The sequence below is a fragment of the Neisseria sp. HMSC069H12 genome, assembly GCF_001812735.1.
Taxonomy (GTDB): domain Bacteria; phylum Pseudomonadota; class Gammaproteobacteria; order Burkholderiales; family Neisseriaceae; genus Neisseria; species Neisseria subflava.
Genome location: NZ_KV810286.1, coordinates 56850 through 73602, shown reverse-complemented (window position 1 = coordinate 73602; position 16753 = coordinate 56850). Strand labels below are relative to the sequence as shown.

The 16753-nt window shown below is 48.1% G+C and carries 15 protein-coding genes and 1 pseudogene; 6 read left to right on the top strand and 10 right to left on the bottom strand.

The genetic code is table 11. The features are described from left to right. Positions 1-71 precede the first annotated feature (71 nt). From prpB to recO, 6 genes are all read right to left on the bottom strand, one after another. Positions 72-947 (bottom strand): methylisocitrate lyase, encoded by an 876-nt coding sequence (prpB, locus tag HMPREF2872_RS06905; RefSeq protein WP_070632411.1) that lies wholly within the window; start codon positions 945-947, stop codon positions 72-74. Between the two features lie 764 nt (positions 948-1711). Further along, entirely contained in the window at positions 1712-2134 is a 423-nt protein-coding gene (locus HMPREF2872_RS06900) for a hypothetical protein (RefSeq protein ID WP_070632408.1), read from the bottom strand. Position 2135: 1 nt separating this feature from the next. Beyond that, positions 2136-2939 (bottom strand): NUDIX domain-containing protein, encoded by an 804-nt coding sequence (locus HMPREF2872_RS06895; protein ID WP_283119004.1) that lies wholly within the window; start codon positions 2937-2939, stop codon positions 2136-2138. Positions 2940-3093: 154 nt separating this feature from the next. Beyond that, entirely contained in the window at positions 3094-3471 is a 378-nt protein-coding gene (acpS, locus tag HMPREF2872_RS06890) for a holo-ACP synthase (protein ID WP_003746639.1), read from the bottom strand. 88 nt (positions 3472-3559) lie between these two features. Further along, complete coding sequence (gene pdxJ, locus HMPREF2872_RS06885; RefSeq protein ID WP_070632402.1) at positions 3560-4288, bottom strand: pyridoxine 5'-phosphate synthase; 729 nt, start codon at positions 4286-4288, stop codon at positions 3560-3562. A gap of 68 nt (positions 4289-4356) precedes the next feature. Next, the gene (recO, locus tag HMPREF2872_RS06880) at positions 4357-5100 is read right to left on the bottom strand and encodes a DNA repair protein RecO (RefSeq protein WP_070632398.1); all 744 of its coding nucleotides are present in this window, start codon (positions 5098-5100) and stop codon (positions 4357-4359) included. A gap of 140 nt (positions 5101-5240) precedes the next feature. On the opposite strand from recO, the pseudogene HMPREF2872_RS06875 reads away from it, so the two are divergent. Both HMPREF2872_RS06875 and HMPREF2872_RS06870 read left to right on the top strand, forming a co-directional pair. After that, positions 5241-6678: pseudogene (locus tag HMPREF2872_RS06875) on the top strand (patatin-like phospholipase family protein). Positions 6679-6790: 112 nt separating this feature from the next. Next, positions 6791-7525, top strand: coding sequence for an epoxyqueuosine reductase QueH (locus tag HMPREF2872_RS06870; RefSeq protein ID WP_049351040.1), 735 nt, complete (start codon positions 6791-6793; stop codon positions 7523-7525). Between the two features lie 51 nt (positions 7526-7576). On the opposite strand, the gene HMPREF2872_RS06865 is transcribed toward HMPREF2872_RS06870, so the two are convergent. Further along, positions 7577-7909, bottom strand: a complete 333-nt coding sequence (locus HMPREF2872_RS06865; RefSeq protein ID WP_070632395.1) for a stress response protein — start codon at positions 7907-7909, stop codon at positions 7577-7579. 404 nt (positions 7910-8313) lie between these two features. Here HMPREF2872_RS06865 and nrdA point away from each other — a divergent pair, with 404 nt between their 5' ends. The 4 genes from nrdA (at position 8314) to yfaE (ending at position 13300) form a co-directional block, all read left to right on the top strand. Next, complete coding sequence (gene nrdA / locus HMPREF2872_RS06860; RefSeq protein ID WP_070632392.1) at positions 8314-10593, top strand: class 1a ribonucleoside-diphosphate reductase subunit alpha; 2280 nt, start codon at positions 8314-8316, stop codon at positions 10591-10593. A 35-nt stretch (positions 10594-10628) separates the two neighbouring features. Further along, positions 10629-11552 carry an Abi family protein gene (locus HMPREF2872_RS06855; protein WP_210398849.1) on the top strand — a complete coding sequence of 308 codons (924 nt, stop codon included), beginning with the start codon at positions 10629-10631 and terminating at the stop codon, positions 11550-11552. A 209-nt stretch (positions 11553-11761) separates the two neighbouring features. After that, a complete protein-coding gene (gene nrdB, locus HMPREF2872_RS06850) occupies positions 11762-12895 on the top strand; it encodes a class Ia ribonucleoside-diphosphate reductase subunit beta (RefSeq protein ID WP_039863698.1) in 1134 nt (377 codons plus the stop codon). 105 nt (positions 12896-13000) lie between these two features. Further along, entirely contained in the window at positions 13001-13300 is a 300-nt protein-coding gene (gene yfaE, locus HMPREF2872_RS06845; RefSeq protein WP_003686421.1) for a class I ribonucleotide reductase maintenance protein YfaE, read from the top strand. Between the two features lie 76 nt (positions 13301-13376). On the opposite strand, the gene HMPREF2872_RS06840 is transcribed toward yfaE, so the two are convergent. From HMPREF2872_RS06840 to uvrC, 3 genes are all read right to left on the bottom strand, one after another. After that, positions 13377-13946 carry an acetate uptake transporter gene (locus tag HMPREF2872_RS06840; protein WP_070632386.1) on the bottom strand — a complete coding sequence of 190 codons (570 nt, stop codon included), beginning with the start codon at positions 13944-13946 and terminating at the stop codon, positions 13377-13379. 134 nt (positions 13947-14080) lie between these two features. Next, the gene (gene aroD, locus HMPREF2872_RS06835) at positions 14081-14830 is read right to left on the bottom strand and encodes a type I 3-dehydroquinate dehydratase (RefSeq protein ID WP_070632383.1); all 750 of its coding nucleotides are present in this window, start codon (positions 14828-14830) and stop codon (positions 14081-14083) included. 27 nt (positions 14831-14857) lie between these two features. Then, a complete protein-coding gene (uvrC, locus tag HMPREF2872_RS06830) occupies positions 14858-16699 on the bottom strand; it encodes an excinuclease ABC subunit UvrC (protein ID WP_070632453.1) in 1842 nt (613 codons plus the stop codon). Between the last annotated feature and the right edge of the window lie 54 nt (positions 16700-16753).

The following is a 16753-nucleotide window of genomic DNA, read 5'->3' as shown; positions in this document are numbered from 1 at the left end:
TGTATTTTTATGGGTTTTATTTTTCAGACGACCGATGCGGATTTGTTGAAAGGCCGTCTGAAAGCGGTTACTTATTTTTGAAACAATTTATCCAGTTTTTGCTCGAAGGCATGATAGTTCAGATGCTCATACAATTCGGCACGAGTTTGCATAGTGTCAACCACTGCGGCTTGAGTGCCATCGCGCATAATCGCTTCATAAACATTCAGAGCGGCTTTGCTTGCTGCGCGGAACGATGACAGCGGATACAGAACCAGCGACACGCCGTTTTCAGCCAGCTCGCTTTGGGTATAAAGCGGAGTAGAACCAAACTCGGTAATGTTGGCCAATACAGGCACTTTCACTGCATCTGCAAATTGGCGGTACATTTTCAAATCGGTCATGGCTTCAGGGAAAATCATGTCCGCACCGGCTTCGACACAAGCCTGAGCGCGTTCGATAGCGGCATCCAAACCTTCTACCGCCAGCGCATCGGTACGCGCCATAATCACGAAGTTCTCATCAACACGTGCATCTACGGCAGCTTTGATACGGTCGGCCATTTCATCTTTAGAAACGATGGCTTTGTTCGGACGGTGGCCGCAGCGTTTTTGCGCTACCTGATCTTCGATGTGAACCGCTGCAACACCAGCGCGTTCAAAGTTGCGTATGGTACGGGCAATATTGAATGCACCGCCCCAACCCACATCGATGTCCACCAGCAAAGGCGTATCCACGTTGTCCGTAATGCGTCGCGCGTCGATCAGCACATCTTCCATTGTGGTAATGCCCAAATCAGGGATACCGCAAGAGCAAGCTGCCACGCCGCCGCCAGACAGATAGATTGCTTTGAAACCGCTTTGGGTCGCCAATCGTGCAAAGTAAGCATTGACGCAACCGACCACGGCAAGAGGGTTTGATTCTTTCACGGCTTTGCGGAAACGTGCTCCGGCAGAGTGTTGACTCATCATATTTCTCCTTTATAGACTTTTTTCAGTATTAATCGGACGGCTCGGTTTTTCACAAATTGAAACGAACCGTTTAAAAAGAAACAATCGTTCTAAAAACTGTTTTCAGACGGCCTATAAAATTTCAATCATCAACCATCTGAAAATTCAAAATCAATAAATACAAGTAGTTATAAAAACCAATAAATACAATAAGGCTGAAGCGGGGGTATACGTTTTTTAATTTTTATTAATCAATATATGAATGACTGTTGGGGATACAGATATTTTAAAACCCGAAGCGTTCGTAGGAATGCGGAAACTGGATTCGGGTTGAGAGCCTTCAGACCGTCGGGACTGCCAATAAGCTGGCGGCGACGGGAGCGGCAGAGACGGGAGAAAATCTATAACAAGAGAGAGTGGTTTGATACAGATTCATGATGATGTTCCTTTGTAGTGCGATGTAGTTTTTATTTATGGAAACAAATTTAAAAAATAAAACCGGTCTTGTCAAACACTTTTTTCAAAAAAATTATAAAAAATTCAGTTATTAATAAACGATTTTTTTGCAACAAATGTAAAAACGGACAGGCTGTACCACATCAAATCCTTATGTGGCCTAGCTTCTGTCCGTTTTGTACTTTTAGCTGATAGTCAGAATAATTGTAAACAATCTATCTAAAAATAATTTATAATTGATTTATTTATAAGGAACTTTTAAATATGCCGTCTGAAAAATTTAAAATTTTTAGCCTTTAAATTTTCAGACGGCCTTTGCATGATGACTACTCTGCACTAAATGCCGTCTGAAAAGTCTGTTTACCAATGGTAATGTCGGCAGTGTAATCATGGCGGCCTTCGACACAAAACGGCAAGCGGACTTGCGCAGCCTGCCAACTTTGCGGCGATTGTTGCGTCAGGTTGTAGCGATTGAAGCCCATGTTCATGTTTTTCATACTGAAACTGATACTGACCGCGCCCGTATTCTTAGGCACATTTTCCACTACAATATCGAAAGGCTCGTGTGTATTAATGGAGGTCGCACGCACTTTTGAACCGTCAGGCAGGACGCAGCCTTGTGTCAGACTACATTCGACTACATTCGCTTTTGTCTGTTGCCGCTGCCACCAATCCAGAAGCAGCAGTTTGACCGCCGCAAACACAATCAGTAAAACAGCGGCAATCAGTAGTTTTTGATTTTTACTCATTTCAGACGGCCTCAATGTCATTATCGGTCAAAACGGCATGCGCACCCATGCTCTGCCACTGCTCGCGATAAATGGAAACCATGCTTTCCGGAGCAGCAGCAATCAGCGGCATAGCCACGCCTTGCGCCAAAATATCGACAACTTGCTTGGCTGCCGCTTCATTCGCCACTTTCCAAACGACAGCATCGGCATTTTGCACCTGCTGCCATTGTTCGGTATTTTCAATAATTGGCCATACGCTGGGTGCTTCTATCGGCTTGCCTTGTTGCCAATCGGCAAAATCCAGCAATACGGCAGATGCGGTTTGATGCTGAGCCGACAGATACTGTGCAACATGATATTCACCCATGCTGTTTTGACCGCAGAATCCGCTTTTCAGACGGCCTTGAAGCTGGCGCGGAATGGAGAGGGAACGTAACAATGCGCTATTGGCAGGCAACATCGGCGCAACGGTAAAATCTCCTGCCTTTTGCCATGCCCATTTCTGCCCTTCCCTCGATTGGATTTCGCCTGTCCATTGGTCGGCTTCCACCCATAAAAAATGCAGGCGTACATGTGCGTGTTCGTAGGAATGGACTTTGGTCAGCCACGGCGTAGCGGCAAGGATACGGATGCCGAGTTCTTCTTCAAACTCGCGCTGCAAGGCTTGAAAATCGCTTTCGCCTGCCTCAACCTTGCCTCCGGCAAATTCCCAATAACCGGCATACGGTTTACCCTCTGGGCGGGAACTGAGCAGGTAGCGGCCGTTTTGGTCGAGTAAAATTCCGGCAACCACTTGTACCAATGGACGTGTGTCTTCAGTCATCATGAGATTATTCTTGTATGCGGCAGGCAGCGATACCTGCCGATTTGTGCGTAAAAAAAACGATGTCGGGCTTATATGCCCGACCTTCAACAAATACCTAACCCTTCAGGCCGTCTGAAAAGGATGTTCTATTCCAGAATACTTAAATCCGGCCTTATTTTTCCGCAATGACAAAAGCCATGACGGTATCCTCTTCATCGCTCATGCTCAGATGACAGCCGCGAATGCCCTGCTCTTCCAGCCATTTGCTCAAAGCCGGTGCAAAAAACAATTCAGGCTTGCCCAATGCGTCGTGCCCGACACCGATATTGCGGAAGGACACCACGCCGCGTATGCCCGTCCCGACGGCTTTGGCAAAAGCCTCCTTGGCAGCAAAGCGTTTGGCAAGATAGTTGACCGGTTTGCCTGCCTGCGGAAATTCCAACAGCTCTTCCGGGCTGAGAATGCGTTGCGCAAATGCCAGTCCGAATTTTTTGTTCAGGCGGATAATGCGTTTGAGGGAAACAATATCCGTGCCTATTCCGTAAATCATGGGTCTGCTCCTTGTTTAAATAGTCAGGCCGTCTGAAAGTGTGAATACCGGCCAAAGCAAATCGACTTAGCCGGTATGGCTGATGCCGTTAAGGCAGCATTCTGGCTCTGAACATGACTTCCTTCATCTGGCGGACAGCTTCAGGCAGGCCGAGGAAGAGTGCTTGGGAAATCAGCGAATGCCCGATGTTCAACTCGCGGATGGCGAGGATTTGAGCGATCGGAGTAACGTTGTGAATGGTCAGGCCGTGTCCGGCGTTAACGACCAAACCCAAATCGCTGGCGTAATGCGCGCCGTTTTGAATGCGCTCGAATTGTTTCATTTGCTCGGCGTGGCTGTGTGCATCGGCATACGCACCGGTGTGCAACTCGATAACGGGCGCACCGACATCATAAGCGGCTTGAATTTGCACGTTGTCGGCATCGATAAACAAGGACACGCGGATGCCTGCATCGGTCAGGATTTTAGTAAACTCTGCCACTTTATCCTGTTGCGCCAATACGTCCAAACCGCCTTCGGTGGTCACTTCTTGACGTTTTTCAGGTACGAGGCACACATCTTCCGGCATGACGTTGAGCGCGTTTTCCAGCATTTCTTCCGTCAGCGCCATTTCCAAATTCAGGCGCGTGCGGATGGCGTTTTTAACGGCGAACACGTCCGCATCTTTAATATGGCGGCGGTCTTCACGCAAGTGCATGGTAATCAAATCTGCACCGTGGGTTTCCGCAATCAGCGCCGCTTCGACAGGGCTGGGATAAATCGTACCGCGCGCATTGCGGACGGTGGCAATATGGTCGATGTTTACGCCTAACAACATAATAATGTCCTTTCTTTAAGGTTTCAGACGGCCTGAATCTTCACCTACCAAAGGCCGTCTGAAAAAATTCAACTGCCCAAACCAAACTGCTGCAACTGTTGCAAAACCTGCCGAGACTTGATGCCCTCGGGCAGAAGGTTGTCAATCAAAAGCCGCGTCACTTTCAAAGCCTGCCCCAGACTTTCCTGATGAACGAAACTGCCTTCCCTCAAATCGATTAACGTCGCGCCCGATACGGCAACGCCTTTATTGAGCGCGTGAAAGCGGTCGGCCTCGGCCAAGGGAACCACAGCCTCTTCCGGCGTGAGCCAATACGTTTCTTCGCCGTTGATTTCATTACCGTTGCCGTCATGGAACAAATCGGGGGCAAAGCCCAAGCGTGTCAGCAGCGACCATTCAAAACGGCGTAAAGCGGCAATATGGTTGGCCTCGCAACAAATGGTTTTCATGGTTTCTGCCAAAACATCGTATAGCTCGGGCAACGGATCTTCGCGGACGGTCAACTTCAGCATCAATTCGTTCACATACAATCCGCTGAACAAAGCCCTGCCCTGCGGCTGCGGCCAACCACCTATCCATTCGGCGCGATGCAAAGTCTTCAACTCTTGCGAGCCATACCAAGACGCGCTCACCGGCACAAACGGCACCAACACGCCGCGCAATTCACTCTGCCGTTTGCGCGCGCTTCTGGCCAACAAAGCCACCCGCCCATAACGGCGGCTGAAAGCCTCCACCCACAAGCTGCTCTCGCGCCACGGGGCGGAAGCAAGCAGAAAGATAGGTTCGTGGTTGATGCGGTTTGGTTGCGCCATAAGGGTTTGGAAAGATAAAGATTGTGTCGATTATAACGGAAAATCGACGCAAAAAGGCTGTCTGAAAATCCGCCTTCTATAAAGGCCGTCTAAAAACCTTTATAATCCGTTTTGAATGAACAACCGACTTTCCCGTGTTTATGCCGAAATTCCCTTTTAAATCCGCTCTTTCCCTACTCTCCGCAGCCCTATTATCCGCCTGCTCGCTGGTGAAATATCAGCCTGTTGCCGGTATTGATACGGTCGACCTGCAACGCGGCTACCGCTTTGAAACCAGCCGGCTTCAACACCACGACGAAGACGATACGCTTATTGTGTTGATGTTCTCAGGTGGCGGTACGCGCGCGGCAGCCTTGGGTTATGGCGTGTTGGAGCAGCTTCATAAGCAACAGATTACCATCGGCGGCAAAAAACAGTCTTTGATGTCGAATGTCGATGTGGTGGTCGGCGTATCCGGCGGCTCGGTTTTGGCAGCTTATTTTGCACTCAAAGGCGAAGAAACCATTCCCTTGTTTTATAAACGTTTCCTACACCAAAACTTCCAACGCCAAGTCGTCAAACAAGCCTTTTCCATGTCCAACCTGCCCCGACTGGCCTCGCCTGAATACGGACGCGGCGATCTGTTACAGGAGCAGTTTGAAAACTACCTTTTCGGAAAAACCACTTTCCGCGATTTGGAAAAAAAATGCCAAAGGCCCGTTTGCCATCATTTCCGCCACCGATATGGGCATAGGCGAGCGTTTTAATTTCACGCAGGAATATTTCGACCCGATGTGTATCGACTTGGGCGACTTGCGACTTGCCCGCGCCGTTGCCGCGTCAAGCTCCGTGCCTATGGTGTTTGCACCGATTACGCTCAATAACAACGGCGGCCATTGCCAATACACGCCGCCGCTGCAAATTGTCTCCGACAGCGAAGCCGGTAAAAAACAACTGCAAACCCGAAAAGAATTTCTCGAGCGTTTCCAAAAATACAGCGACAGCAAAAACCGTCCCTACATCCACCTTATCGACGGCGGCTTGACCGACAATCTGGGTATGCGCAGCCTTTTGGACATGACGGAAATGTATCCGGAAAAACTCCTGACGCATAAAATCAAACAAAACAAAATCCGCCATATTGTCGTCATCAACGTCAATGCCCAAAACGAAGTCAGCAGCGATTTGGATAAAAGCGCGGCCGTACCCGGTTTCCGCGATGTCGTTTCCGCCATCGTGAATATCCCGATCGACCAACATTCGCAAGAATCTTTGCGTCGCTTCAGGGCTTTTGTCGACCAATGGAACAAAGACAAACAGAACGAAGACATCTATTTCTCTTTCGTCAGCCTGAATCTCAAAGACCTTCCGCCATCCCAGCTGAGGGACAAGGTGTTGAATATCCCGACCAGTTTCTATCTGCCGCCGGAAGACGTGGACAATCTGCGTACCGCCGCTGCCGAACTGATGAAGCAGTCGCTGGACTATCGCAACCTGCTGGCAGAATTTGCGGCACACCCCAATCCAGACCCCATCTTCGCAGCCCCGCCTCTAGATGCGCAAGAGTTCAAGCCATTGAACGAAAAAGAAAAGCAGTAGCAAACTGTTCTATAAAGTGTAGCTCTGTTAAAATATACGCTTCATCTTATATTTCAGACGGCCTCGATACCCAAGGCCGTCTGAAACACTTAACAATAAATAGAATCCAACCATGACCGAATTAAACACTCCCATCGTTACCGATATTGACCGCCCTGTCCTCGTTCCACCGGGAGGCCATAAAAAAGTCCTACTGCATTCCTGCTGCGCCCCATGTTCCGGCGAAGTGATGGAAGCCATGCTTGCCAGCGGTATCGACTACACCATTTATTTTTACAACCCCAATATCCATCCGCACAAAGAATATATGTTGCGCAAAGAAGAAAATATGCGCTTTGCGGACAAATTCGGCATCCCCTTTGTCGATAAAGACGACGACTACGAAAACGACCGTAAAGAATGGTTCGCCAAAGCCAAAGGCATGGAATTCGAACCCGAACGCGGTATCCGCTGCACCATGTGTTTCGACATGCGTTTTGAAAAAGCGGCGCAATACGCCCATGAAAACGGCTTCCATGTTTTCACCAGCTCACTGGGCATTTCACGCTGGAAAGACATGAAACAAATCAACGGCTGCGGCCATCGCGCCGCCGAGCCTTATGATGACTTGGTTTATTGGGATTTTAACTGGCGCAAAGGCGGCGGCAGCGCACGCATGATTGAAATCAGCAAGCGTGAGCATTTCTACCAACAAGAATATTGCGGTTGCGCCTATTCCCTGCGCGATTCCAATGCCCACCGCAAATCGCAAGGCCGCATCCCCATCAAGCTGGGCGTGTTGTATTACGGTGATGAATCCACCCAATACGAGCCTCAAGCCGAAAACAAAATCATTGTTGAGAAATAAATATCAAAGGCCGTCTGAAACATTCAGACGGCCTTTGTTCAAATCAGACGATTACCGGCGGCGGAATTTGCCGTGATCAAAATCATCAAATGCCTGATAAGCAGCTTGGCATTGAATTTTTTGCTCGGCATAAGGCAAACCGCGGAACGCTTTTGCTACTTTACGGTTTTCCCTCAACTCGGCCTTGTTACCTTTGTAGCGATACCAAGCGGCACGGCGCTCAAGGTATCTCTTACAAGCAGGATGCAATTTGTATTTCTTCACCTGCTGGTGTTTGCTCACATGATGGCCATGCGGTTTGGCCGCCGCTTCGGCAGAATAAGTACCCAAGCTCAATACAGCAATCATTGCCAGTGCAAAACCTAAAGTTTTAAGTGTCAACATGATTTGCTCTCAGTTCAGGTTGGATAGTCATCCCATTATATGCTTCGCCTGATACCTCGACAAACTGCCTAATGTGTTGCATGACAAAAGAGTGTTATCAATTACGACATTATCCTTCTTTCTTTGCAAAATTTAACACACCTTCCATTTAGACGAAACCTGAATATAAATCTCTTTATTTCATAAGCCTCTAGCCAATGTCTGGCCAAATGTGATGCAAACTCAAAATAATGCCAAATCGCCACAAAGCCACATGAAACCTAGTCCGAGCCTTCCCCCTCCTTAATCAGCCCCCGAAAAAAGCGCATTGTCAAGTCTAGTTAAACAAAGAAAAATACATTATATTGTGCCGTTCAAAGCAATCACATACCGTATCTTGTGTTTTTTAATGGGGAGACTGAACAATGAATGCAGCAACGAATATTAAAGTAACCAAACGCGACGGACGCTTGGAAGATATCAATTTAGACAAAATCCACCGCGTTGTTACTTGGGCGGCAGAAGGCTTAAAAAACGTCTCCGTATCGCAAGTCGAGCTCAAATCACATATTCAGTTTTACAACGGTATCCGTACCGACGACATCCATGAGACCATCATCAAGGCCGCGGCCGACCTGATCTCACAAGATACGCCCGATTATCAATATTTGGCCGCCCGCCTCGCCATTTTCCATCTGCGCAAAATCGCTTATGGCGAATTCGAACCGCCTCATCTCTACGATCACGTTAAAAAACTGACCGAAGCAGGCAAATACGACCGCCACATCATCGCAGATTACAGCCGTGAAGAATTCGACGAGCTGAATGCCTATATCGACCACAGCCGCGATATGACCTTCTCTTATGCTGCCGTAAAACAGCTGGAAGGCAAATATCTGGTTCAAAACCGCGTTACCCGCCAAATTTATGAAACACCTCAGTTTTTATACATTTTGGTGGCCATGTGTCTCTTCAGCAAATACCCGAAAGAGACCCGTTTGGATTACGTCAAACGCTTTTACGACGCCGTTTCCACATTCAAAGTATCGCTGCCTACACCTATCATGAGCGGCGTGCGTACGCCTACCCGTCAATTCTCAAGCTGCGTATTGATTGAATGCGACGACAGTCTCGATTCCATCAATGCCACCACCAGCGCGATTGTGAAATACGTTTCCCAACGCGCAGGCATCGGCATCAACGCCGGACGCATCCGCGGTTTGGGCAGCGAAATTCGCGGCGGCGAAGCGCAACACACCGGCTGCATTCCGTTTTTCAAAATGTTCCAAGCGGCGGTCAAATCCTGTTCGCAAGGCGGCGTACGCGGCGGCGCGGCAACTTTGTTCTACCCCTTGTGGCACATCGAAGCCGAAAGCCTGTTGGTATTGAAAAACAACCGCGGCGTAGAAGACAACCGTATCCGCCAGTTGGACTACGGCGTGCAAATCAACCGCCTGCTGTACACCCGCCTGATTAAAGGCGGCAATATTACCTTGTTCTCGCCCAACGAAGTCCCCGGCCTGTACGACGCGTTCTTTGCCGACCAGGATGAATTCGAGCGTCTTTACACGAAATACGAGCAAGACCCAAACATCCGCAAGCGTACCTTGTCGGCTACCGATTTGTTCTCCACGCTGATGCAGGAACGCGCTGGAACGGGACGCATCTACATCCAAAACGTTGACCACTGCAACACGCACAGCCCGTTTGATCCGCGTGTCGCACCCGTGCATCAGTCTAACCTGTGCATGGAAATCGCGCTGCCGACCAAACCGCTGGACAACATCAACGACCCGAACGGCGAAATTGCCCTGTGTACCCTGTCTGCCTTCAACTTGGGTGCATTAAACAGCTTAGACGAGCTGGAAGGGCTTGCTGATTTGACCGTGCGCGCTCTCGATGCCTTGCTGGATTATCAAGACTATCCGGTCGAAGCCGCCCGCACCGCGACCATGAACCGCCGCACGCTCGGCATCGGTGTCATCAACTACGCCTACTATCTGGCGAAAAACGGCGTCCGTTACAGCGACGATTCCGCGCTCGGCCTGACCCACCGCACCTTTGAAGCCATGCAGTATTACCTGCTCAAAGCATCGGTAAACCTTGCCAAAGAATACGGTGCATGTCCGCTGTTCAACCAAACCGTTTATTCGCAAGGCAAACTGCCCATCGACACCTATAAAAAAGACTTGGATGCCGTGTGCAGCGAACCGCTGTTGTGCGACTGGGAAAGCCTGCGCGCCGACATTGTCAAATACGGCCTGCGCAACTCTACCCTGACCGCACTCATGCCGTCTGAAACCAGCTCGCAAATTGCCAACGCCACCAACGGCATTGAGCCGCCGCGCGGATTGGTAACGGTAAAAGCATCGAAAGACGGTATTTTGAAACAAGTCGTACCGGAATTTGAAACCCTGAAAGACGCCTACGAAACCCTGTGGCAACTTCCCGGCAACGAAGGCTACCTGAAACTCGTCGGCGTAATGCAAAAATTCGTCGATCAATCGATTTCCGCCAATACCGCCTACGACCCGAATAAATTTGAAGGCAGCAAAGTTTCCATGAAACAAATGCTGAAAGACCTGCTGACCGCCTACAAATACGGCGTCAAAACCCTGTACTACCATAACACCCGCGATGGTGCGGACGATACCCAGACCGACATTCAAGATGACGGCTGCGCGGGCGGAGCTTGTAAGATTTGACTTTGCAATTTACCTATTTGAAAGTGAAACAGGCTATGCAAAGCAAACAGATAAAAGAACCCAAGCTTTGGAAATCTTACGATGAGCAGTTGGAAATTCTGAAAAGTAGAGGATTACAGATCGATGACGAAAAAAATGCATTAGGATATTTACGCAGTATTGGTTATTACCGACTAAGTGGCTATTTTTACTCTTTCCGCCAATTTGATCCCCAAAATCCTAATAGCAGGTTAGATAGGTTTATTACAGATACTCGTTTTGAAGATGTCAAAAGCCTTTATATGTTCGATAAGAAATTGCGACAATTGGCATTAGATGCACTGGAAAGAATTGAAGTAGCTCTTCGGGTAAATATCGCCCATACATTGGGGCAGTATGATCCCTTGTCTTACAAGGATAACAAATATTTTACCCCTGGCTTTAATCATGCCGAATGGCTGAATAGGCATGATAATTTAGTCGAACGTGAAAAGAAAACCAGTTTTATTAGACATCATTTGGAACATTATACCGATTTACCTATTTGGGTAGCCTGTGAAGTATGGGATTTTGGCACAATGTCCATGATGTATAAAGGGATGTTAAATAAAGATAAAGACCGTATTGCCAAATTGTATCGTTTGAAAGATGGCAAACATCTACAAACGCATCTACACGCATTTAACTTTATCCGCAACGTTTCGGCACATCATAGCCGATTATGGAATAGAGACATTACGTTTAAAGCTAGCTTGAAAGGTTTGTCTGATGCAGAATGGAAATCACTGTCTATCAATAAACCGTTTGTGTATTTTTGCCTGATGAAACGGATGTTGGATGTTATTTGTCCACGAACCGAATGGGGAGGCCGTCTCCTTGCTTTACTGGATGAGTTTCCTGATGTCGTGAATAAAGCTGTAAGTTTGCGCGATATGGGTTTGGAAAATGATCCGCGAAACTGGAGATTGTGGCAAAGATAAAAGAAAGCCCCCAACCTTGTGACTCCAACCGCGTAGGTTGGCAAAGTTGGGGGAGTTGTTAGGGAGAATTATAACTAACAGCTATATTTAAGGCAAGAAGTTAATGTACATTCAGATGACCTTACTTAAAACATATAAGGTCGTCTGAAATCCAAATTCCTAAATTTAAATTAATCCGAGAAATAGCCATGTCCTGCGAACACTTAACTATGTCATACAGCACCTTTTCCAAGACCAAAAACGACGCGCTGAAAGAGCCGATGTTTTTTGGTCAGCCGGTAAATGTCGCCCGTTATGACCAGCAGAAATACGAAGTATTTGAAAAACTGATCGAAAAACAATTGTCTTTCTTCTGGCGTCCGGAAGAAATCGACGTATCGCGCGACCGTATCGACTACGCCAATCTGCCCGAACACGAAAAACATATTTTCATCAGCAATCTGAAATACCAAACCCTGCTCGATTCGATCCAAGGCCGCAGCCCGAATGTTGCGTTCTTACCTTTGGTGTCGATTCCCGAGCTGGAAACTTGGATTGAAACGTGGAGCTTCAGCGAAACCATCCACTCGCGCAGCTATACCCACATCATCCGTAATATCGTGAATGATCCTTCGGTCGTGTTCGATGATATCGTGCAAAACAAATACATCATCGCCCGTGCTGAAGACATTGCCTGCTATTACGATGATTTGATTGAATACACTCAATATTACAATCTGTTGGGCGAAGGTTCGCACAATATCGGCGGCAAGCTCGTTACCGTGTCTTTGCGCGAGTTGAAGAAAAAACTCTATCTCTGCCTGATGTGTGTCAATGTGTTGGAAGCCATCCGTTTCTACGTTTCATTTGCCTGCTCGTTCGCCTTTGCCGAGCGCGAGTTGATGGAAGGCAACGCCAAAATCATCAAGCTGATTGCCCGCGATGAAGCCCTGCACCTGACCAGCACCCAGCATATGCTCAACCTGATGCGCGCCGGTGCCGATGATCCTGAAATGGCTGAAATTGCGAATGAATTGCAGGATGAGTGCTTCAACCTTTTCAAAAAAGCAGCCGAGCAGGAAAAAGAATGGGCGGCCTATCTGTTTAAAGACGGCTCAATGATTGGCCTGAACAAGGAAATTCTGGCTCAATACGTTGAATACATTACCAATCTGCGTATGCAGGCAGTCGGTCTGCCTGCCGGATTCGAAGGCGCCACCCAAAATCCGATCCCTTGGATCAACGCATGGCTGTCTTCTGACAATGTACAGGTTGCGCCGCAGGAAGTGGAAATTTCCTCTTACCTGATTGGTCAGATTGATTCGGAAGTCAATGCCGACGATTTGGGCGATTTCGAGCTGTAATCGAGCATTCGGTTTTATGATCAAGGCCGTCTGAACGGTGTGGCAGAAATCTTTGATTTCGTCTTTACACCGTTTCAGACGGCCTTTCCAATCCAAACAAATCATATGGCACTCATCAGCACACACGACAAAACCTTCCAACTCCAACAAGGCGAAACCTTATTAGAGGGCTTGGAGCGCACCGGACACGAAGTTGAATACCAATGTCGCAGCGGTTATTGCGGTTCATGCCGGGTTAAAATCTTGGATGGGAAAGTCTCTTATGATAATTTTCCGCTCGCTTTTGTTGCGCCCGGAGAAATTTTGCCGTGCTGCTGCCGGGTTACTGAAGACATCAAGCTCGATTGTCGGGAGCGCATCAAAGAGCCGGATTTATTTGATGTCGATTTATTTGAAGACAAATAAAAAATGCCGTCTGAACATTGTGGCCGAAATCTTTAATTTCATTTCCACTGTTCAGACGGCATTTTTATGGTTAAGCTTATTTACGCTCGCCAACTGGTAAAACTGTCTTGCCGAAAGATTCGTTGATGACTTCTGCCGCTGCCAAGTAGAACGCACCAAGTGCAGTTACCAAGCCTAAGCAACCGCCGATATGGACGATGCTATGATTTTCCATGCCATCGCCAATACCCAATGCAAAGAAAGTCAGCGTCAAGAAAAAGAAAATACCACTTAATACTTTAGGTTTGGTCAAGGTAGCCACAAACATCATCAGCGAAAACATACCCCATGCGCAGAGATACCAGCCGATAAATGCCGGGGCTGTTTCACCTTTAAAAAAGATGGTAAACAAAGCCCATGTCCACCAAAAGGCGCCATAGCTGATAAAAGCGGTAAAGCCAAACGTATTGCCTTTCTTGAACTCAAACATACCGGCAATAACTTGGGTGATACCACCAAAGGCGAGAGCCATGCCCAAAACTAAGCCGACACCCTCTTGAGCAGTAAAAAAGCCGCCGTTAATCAGACTGAGCAACCAAGTTGTCAATGCAAAGCCACACAGGCCTACTGGACCTGGGTTCGCCAGATTTTCTTTAGTAGTAGTCATTTTATTTCTCCTCTAGTTATTAAAATAGGAAGCCTATTGTTACAGGTTTTATTTAAAATTAAAAGAAATAAATTTAAAAAAATCAGGCCGTCTGAAAAATATTTTTCAGACGGCCTTAAATATTAATAATTAAACTATCCTAAAATTGCCAAAATTTTCCTTAATTCATTGGCATTAATCTGGCCGGGTGCAGACGTTTTTTGTGCCGCACCAAAGGTTACGGCCGAGCCGAGAGTCGAGCCGGCCAAGCGACTGACAGCTCCGATTTTACCCATAGACATAGTAATAATCGGGCGGTCGATAATTTGTGAAACATTATATGTTGCCTGTAATAAGGTCAATACATCTTGCGGCGATTGCGGCATCACGGCAATTTTGCAGATATCCGCACCCCACTCGGCCATTGTTTTCAGACGGCCTGTAATGTCTGTCAAAGACGGCGTGGCTTGGAAATCGTGATTACAAAGTAAGGCGGCAGTTTGATACTCATGCGCCAAAGCAATGGTTTGTTTTACGCCGCTTTCCTCGGCAAAAAGCTCGATATCGATAATATCGACTTGTTTGGAACGGATGATTTTTTCCAATAATTCAAAATAATAGTCGTCAGAACAAGGCGTATTGCCGCCCTCTTGCGTCCTTCTAAACGTAAACAGCAAAGGCTTGTCAGGAAAAGCCTGTCGGACAATGCCTAATTGCTCGGCAATAAAATCGGCATCAAGCGCAGTTTGGAAAAAATCCGCACGAAATTCAATAATGTCAAAAGCCGTCTCTTTCAATACGCGCAAAGCCTGCTCCAATTCCTGCGTATTAGCGGCCACCAGCGGCACGGCAATTTTAGGCAGGCCTTTGCCGATCTCGATATTTTTGATGATGACAGATTTCATATTGTTCCTTTTTGCTTTTTAAACCTATCAGTGCAGATGTTCGTAAATAGTTTCTGCCAAGGCTTTGCTGATGCCTTCCACTTTTTCCAAGTCCTCGCGGCTGGCGGCAATCACGCCGTGCAGACCGCCGAATCGGGTGAGCAATGCTTGGCGGCGTTTGCTGCCGATACCGGGGATTTCGCTGAGTGAGGAAGTAACGCGTGCTTTGTCGCGTTTTTTGCGGTGGCCTGTAATCGCAAAGCGGTGCGACTCATCGCGTACGGTTTGCAATAAATGCAAAGCCGGGCTATTGGGCGGCAGGCGGAAGACTTCGCCGGTAAAAGGCAGTATGAGTTCTTCCATGCCGGCTTTGCGCTCGGGGCCTTTGGCGATACCGACCAAAGGTATGTGCAGCCCGAGTTCTTCCCATACCGATACGGCTACGCCGATTTGCCCTTTGCCGCCGTCAATCAACACGACATCCGGCCATTTGACGCTTTCGCCGTTGGCTTCGGCTTCCTGCATTTTGCCGTAACGGCGCGTCAACACTTCGCGCATGGCGGCGTAGTCGTCGCCGGGCTTGGCGGTCGTGATGTTGTAGCGGCGGTATTGCGAAGGCTGGATGTTTTGCTCATCGTACACAACGCAGGACGCAATAGTGGCCTCGCCTTGCGTGTGGCTGATATCGAAACATTCAAGGCGGTTGAGGCCGTCTGAATCCATACCGAGGATTTTTGCCAGTTCATCAATGCGGTGTTGCTGGCTGCTTTGTTGCAGGCGGCGTTGTGCAATCGCCATTTGCGCGTTTTGTTCCGCCATTTTCAACCAGACTTTGCGTTCGCCTATGGTCTTGGTGACAAATTGCATCTGCTTGCCGTGTTCGCCTTCCAAAGCCTCTTTCAGCGCATCAGGAACGGGAAAGTTGCTGATGATGATGTCGGGTTTGCTTTTGCCCAAATAATGTTGGGCGACGAAGGCTTCGGCGTAATCTTGTCCGTTTGGCTCGGGATCGTTTTTGGTGTCGGGGAAAAAGCTTTTATCGCCTACATGCCGTCCGCCGCGTATGCTGACCCGGTGTACGCAAACCAGGCCGTCTGAAACCGCCAGCGCGAGTAAATCAATATCGTTTGGATTGTTCGGATTTTTACTGTCGATAAACTGATTGCTCTGCATGATGCCGAGTGCTTGGATTTGATCGCGGTAACGGGCAGCTTCCTCAAATTGCAGATTGGCGGCGGCGGTTTGCATTTTATGTTGCAAGGTACGCGTCAGTTCGTCGGTTTTGCCATTGAGGAAAGTGGCTGCTTCACGCACGCTGTCGCGATAATCTTCTTCACTGATGTGGCCGACACAAGGCGCGGTGCAGCGTTTGATTTGGTAAAGCAAACAAGGACGGTCGCGGTGCTCGAATACGCTGTCTTCGCAGGTACGCAGCATAAAGACTTTTTGCAACACTTGAATGCTGTCGCGCACGGCATTGCTGTTGGGATACGGGCCGAAATATTGATTAGGCTTTTTCAACGTGCCGCGGTAATACGCTATTTGCGGATATTGATGGCCGCTGAGCATCAAATAAGGATAGCTTTTGTCATCACGGAAAAGAATATTGTATTTCGGCGACAAGGCTTTGATGAAGTTGTTTTCGAGAATCAGCGCTTCGGCTTCGGAACGCGTGATGGTGGTTTCAATATGGTGAACCTGTTTTACCATCAATGCGATGCGCGGCGAATGGTCGTTTTTTTGGAAATAGCTGGAAACGCGCCGCTTGAGATTGACCGCTTTGCCGACATACAAAATGTTGTTGTCTTCGTCAAAAAAACGGTACACGCCCGGAAGATTGGGCAGATTTTTCAGAAAAAGAGGTAAATCGAACGGTTTGGTTGCGCTCACGGGATTTTCTTTTGGAATAAGCAGGCCGTCTGAAAACTTTTCAGACGGCCTTTT

Coding starts and splice junctions, on each gene's coding strand:
- prpB (WP_070632411.1), bottom strand. CDS start 947: ATGAGTCAACACTCTGCCGGAGCACGTTTCCGCAAAGCCGTGAAAGAA.
- HMPREF2872_RS06900 (WP_070632408.1), bottom strand. CDS start 2,134: ATGAGTAAAAATCAAAAACTACTGATTGCCGCTGTTTTACTGATTGTG.
- HMPREF2872_RS06895 (WP_283119004.1), bottom strand. CDS start 2,939: ATGACTGAAGACACACGTCCATTGGTACAAGTGGTTGCCGGAATTTTA.
- acpS (WP_003746639.1), bottom strand. CDS start 3,471: ATGATTTACGGAATAGGCACGGATATTGTTTCCCTCAAACGCATTATC.
- pdxJ (WP_070632402.1), bottom strand. CDS start 4,288: ATGTTGTTAGGCGTAAACATCGACCATATTGCCACCGTCCGCAATGCG.
- recO (WP_070632398.1), bottom strand. CDS start 5,100: ATGGCGCAACCAAACCGCATCAACCACGAACCTATCTTTCTGCTTGCT.
- HMPREF2872_RS06870 (WP_049351040.1), top strand. CDS start 6,791: ATGACCGAATTAAACACTCCCATCGTTACCGATATTGACCGCCCTGTC.
- HMPREF2872_RS06865 (WP_070632395.1), bottom strand. CDS start 7,909: ATGTTGACACTTAAAACTTTAGGTTTTGCACTGGCAATGATTGCTGTA.
- nrdA (WP_070632392.1), top strand. CDS start 8,314: ATGAATGCAGCAACGAATATTAAAGTAACCAAACGCGACGGACGCTTG.
- HMPREF2872_RS06855 (WP_210398849.1), top strand. CDS start 10,629: ATGCAAAGCAAACAGATAAAAGAACCCAAGCTTTGGAAATCTTACGAT.
- nrdB (WP_039863698.1), top strand. CDS start 11,762: ATGTCATACAGCACCTTTTCCAAGACCAAAAACGACGCGCTGAAAGAG.
- yfaE (WP_003686421.1), top strand. CDS start 13,001: ATGGCACTCATCAGCACACACGACAAAACCTTCCAACTCCAACAAGGC.
- HMPREF2872_RS06840 (WP_070632386.1), bottom strand. CDS start 13,946: ATGACTACTACTAAAGAAAATCTGGCGAACCCAGGTCCAGTAGGCCTG.
- aroD (WP_070632383.1), bottom strand. CDS start 14,830: ATGAAATCTGTCATCATCAAAAATATCGAGATCGGCAAAGGCCTGCCT.